Origin of the sequence: Myxococcus sp. CA040A (assembly GCF_013336725.1) — a bacterium.
Taxonomy (GTDB): Bacteria; Myxococcota; Myxococcia; order Myxococcales; family Myxococcaceae; genus Myxococcus; species Myxococcus llanfairpwllgwyngyllgogerychwyrndrobwllllantysiliogogogochensis.
In genome coordinates this window covers 2,414-6,541 of record NZ_JABUMR010000027.1, presented here as the reverse complement: position 1 = coordinate 6,541, position 4,128 = coordinate 2,414, and the positions used below count along the sequence as shown (strand labels likewise).

General features: G+C 69.6%; 1 protein-coding gene. It reads left to right on the top strand.

Annotated features, from left to right (window positions below; all coding sequences use genetic code 11):
* Positions 1 to 29 precede the first annotated feature (29 nt).
* Positions 30 to 4,128 (top strand): amino acid adenylation domain-containing protein (locus tag HUA75_RS45895; RefSeq protein ID WP_254628130.1); only part of this gene is annotated, 4,099 nt, incomplete at its 3' end.

Below are 4,128 nucleotides of genomic sequence, written 5' to 3'. Positions count from 1 at the left end.
TCAGCCAGCAGGAGGGGGCCACCCTCTTCATGACGCTCTTGGCCACGTTCCAGACGTTGATGCACCGGCACTCGCGACAGACGGACATCACCGTCGGCTCGCCCATCGCCGGCCGCAACGTGCCGGAGCTGGAGACGCTGATCGGCTTCTTCGTCAACACGCTGGTGCTGCGCAATGACCTGGGCGGCAACCCCACCTTCCGCGAGCTGCTGCGCCGCGCGAAGGAGGTGTGCATGGCCGCGTACGCGCACCAGGAGCTGCCCTTCGAGAAGCTGGTGGAGGAGCTGCAGCCCCCGCGTGACTTGAGCCGTCACCCGTTGTTCCAGGTGATGTTCAGCTTCCAGAACACCCCGCGCCAGGACCTGTCGATGCCGGGGTTGCAGTCCACCTATCTGCTGGTGGACCCGGGCTCGGCCAAGTTCGACCTGCTGCTGGAGCTGCGCGAGGACCGGCCGGACGAAATCTTCGGCTGGCTCGAATACAACACCGACCTGTTCGACGTCGCGACCATCCAGCGGATGCGCGGGCACTTCTACTCGCTGCTCGGCGCAGTGGCCGCCAACCCCGACGCCCGTCTGTCCGAGCTGCCCCTGCTCACCCAGGAGGAGCAGCTCCAACTGCTCTCCGACTTCCAGGGCCAGCAGGACGACTTCCCACGCGACGTGTGCCTGCACTCACTCATCGAGGCCCAGGCTCGCCGCACTCCCGACGCGGAGGCGCTGCGCTTCGAAGGCGAGGCCCTCTCCTTCGCGCAGCTCGACTCACGCTCCAACCAACTGGCGTGGCACCTGCGCTCCCTTGGCGCTCGCCCGGGCTCCCTCGTCGGCGTCTGCCTGGAGCGCTCGCTCGACCTCGTCGTCGCGCTGCTCGCCGTCCTCAAGTCCGGCGCCGCCTACGTTCCCCTGGACCCCGCGTATCCCCGCGAGCGCCTCGCCGGCATGCTCGAGGACGCGGACGCGCCCGTGCTCCTCACTCACGAGCACCTGAAGTCCGCCCTCCCTCAGCACGACTCTCGCGTGCTCTGCCTCGATTCACAGTGGGACGACGTCGCAGTCCACTCCCGCGACTCGCTGCCTCTCCTCGCCGGGCCCGACGCTCCCGCCTACGTCATCTTCACCTCCGGCTCCACGGGCCGCCCCAAGGGCGCCATCAACGCCCACTCGGGCATCGTCAACCGCCTGCTGTGGATGCAGCAGCAGTACGGCCTGTCCCCTGACGACACCGTCCTTCAGAAGACGCCCTTCTCCTTCGATGTCTCCGTCTGGGAGTTCTTCTGGCCCCTCATGACGGGCGCGCGTCTCGTCCTCGCGAAGCCCGGCGGTCACCAAGACCCCGCCTACCTCGTTAGCCTCATCTCCGAGCAGCGCGTCTCCACGCTCCACTTCGTCCCCTCCATGCTCCGCGCCTTCCTGGAGGAGCCGGGTGTCGAGAAGCTCTCCGGGCTTCGTCGCGTCGTGTGCAGTGGTGAGGCCCTCCCCGCCGAGCTCGTCCGCCGCGCGCACGCCCTCCTTCCCGCCTCCGCCGAGGTCCACAACCTCTACGGCCCCACCGAGGCCGCCGTCGACGTCTCCTTCTGGCACTGCGCCCGGGGCGACTCCCGACACTTCGTCCCCATCGGTCGCCCCGTCTCCAACACGCAGCTCCACGTCCTCGACGCCACCGGACTCCCTACTCCCGTCGGCGTGCCGGGCGAGCTCTTCATCGGCGGCGTCCAGGTCGGCCTCGGCTACCTCAGCCGTCCCGCGCTCACCGCCGAGCGCTTCCTCCCCGACGCCTTCTCCGCCATCCCCGGCGCGCGCCTCTACCGCACCGGCGACGTCGCTCGCTGGCTGCCTGACGGCTCCCTCGAGTACCTCGGCCGCGCCGACTTCCAGGTCAAGCTGCGCGGCTTCCGCATCGAACTCGGCGAAATCGAGGCCGCGCTCCTCGCCGCTCCCGGCGTCTCCGATGCCGTCGTCGTCCTTCGCGAGGATGCTTCCGCTCCCCGCCTCGTCGCCTATCTCGTCGCCTCCGCCGAGTTCGACACCCAGGCCTTGCGCGCATCTCTCTCCGCGCGCCTGCCCGAGTTCATGGTGCCCTCGGCCTTCGTGACGCTGCCGGCCCTGCCCCTGTCCCCCAACGGCAAGGTCGATAGACGAGCCCTCCCGGCTCCGGACCTGAAGCCTCGCGAAGCGGGCGACTTCCTCGAGCCCCAGACTTCGCCACAGCAGGCGCTGGCCCGCATCTGGACCGAGCTGCTGGGCGTGCCTCGCATCGGCCTCCGTGACAACTTCTTCGAGCTGGGCGGCGACTCCATCCTCGCCATCCAGGTGGTCTCACGCGCGCGTCAGGCCGGCCTGCACCTGGCCGCAAACCAGCTCTTCCAACACCAGACACTGGAAGCGCTGGCGCGCGTGGCGAAGCAGCAGGGTGGGCCACAGGTCGATTCGGGCATGGTGCTCGGCACCTCCCTCCTGACGCCCATCCAGCTCGACTTCTTCGAGAAGGAACTCCTCGAACCGCACCACTTCGCCCAGGCCTTCATGCTCGCGTCGAGCGAGCCGGTGGACGTCCCGTGCCTGGAAGCGGCGCTGCGCGCGGTCGTCGCCCACCACGACACGCTGCGGCTGCGCTTCACGCGCCGGCAAGACGGCACCTGGCACCAGGAGTTCACCGGCCTGGAGTCCCTTGTCCGCCTGGAGCAGGTGGACCTCTCCTCCGTGCCCGAGGCGGAGCTGCCTGCGGCCCTGGAGTCCGAAGCCTCCCGCCTCCACGCCAGCCACAGGCTGGAGGAGGGGCTGCTCCTGCGCGCCGCCCTCTTCCACCTCGGAGCCGAGCGAGGCTCACGGCTCCTGCTGTCGGTGCACCACCTGGGCGTGGATGGCGTCTCCTGGCGCACGCTGCTGGAGGACCTCGGCGCGGGTTATGTGCAGTCGAGACAGGGGCGCCCGGTGGCGCTGCCGCCCAGGTCCACGTCCTTCAAGGCCTGGGCCTCGAAGCTGAGTGACTTCGCGCGCTCCGAGGAGGTCGCTCGTGAGCGGACGTACTGGCTGGAGGAGGGGCGACTCGAGACTCCTACTCTCCCCAGGGATGGCGCTGGCGGTGCCACGTCCGTGGCCTCCTCTCGCACGGTGGAAGTCTCCCTCGACGAAGCCCAGACGCGGCTCTTGTTGCAGGAGTCTCCGGCTGCGTGGCGGGCGCACATCAACGATGTGCTGCTGACGGCGGTGGCCGACAGCCTCACACACTGGATGGGCCAGCCTCGCCTGCGTGTGGAGTTGGAAGGCCATGGCCGCGAGCCGTTCTCCGACGACGTGGACCTGTCTCGCACGGTGGGCTGGCTCACTACGCTGTATCCCGTGACGCTGGACGTCTCGGGGACGACGAGCCTGGGCGACCGGTTGCGCGCGGTGCGGGACTCGCTGCGGCGCCTTCCCCGAAAGGGACTCGGCTACGGCCTGCTGCGCCACCTGGCGGACGATGAGCAGGCCCAGCACCTCCGCGCGCTGCCTCGTGCCCAGGTGCTCTTCAACTACCTGGGCCAGTTCCATCAGTCCGCCGGTGACGACTCGGCGCTGAATCCGTTCACCGCCACGCGGGAACCCCTGGGTGCCCTGCGCGCACCCAAGGCCGCGCTCTCCCACCTGCTGGAGATAAACGGCTACGTCTTCGAGGGCCGACTGACCCTGGTGTGGACGTACAGCCAGGCAGCGCACCGGCCAGAGACCATCCAGTCCCTGGCCGACCATTGCCTGCACACGCTGCGGCGGCTCATCGACGACCGAGACTCCGACGACGCCCGTCGCTTCACGCCCGCAGACTTCCCGCTGGCGGGGCTGTCCCAGTCGGTGCTCGACCGGGTGCTGCCCGCGGGGACGCTGGCGGACGACCTCTATCCGCTGTCGCCCATGCAGCAGGGCATGCTCTTCCACACCCTCACGGCCCCGGGCTCCGGCGTCTACGTCACGCAGTTGGCGTGGACCTTCGGCGGCGCCGTGGACATGACCGCCTTCCGTCGCACCTGGGAAGCCGTCATCCAGCGGCAGCCCTCGCTGCGCACGTCCTTCGTCCCCGAGGACGCGGGCCAGCCCCTCCAGTGGGTCCACCCGGAGGCCACCCTCCCCTGGGAGGAGCACGACTGGCGCGGCG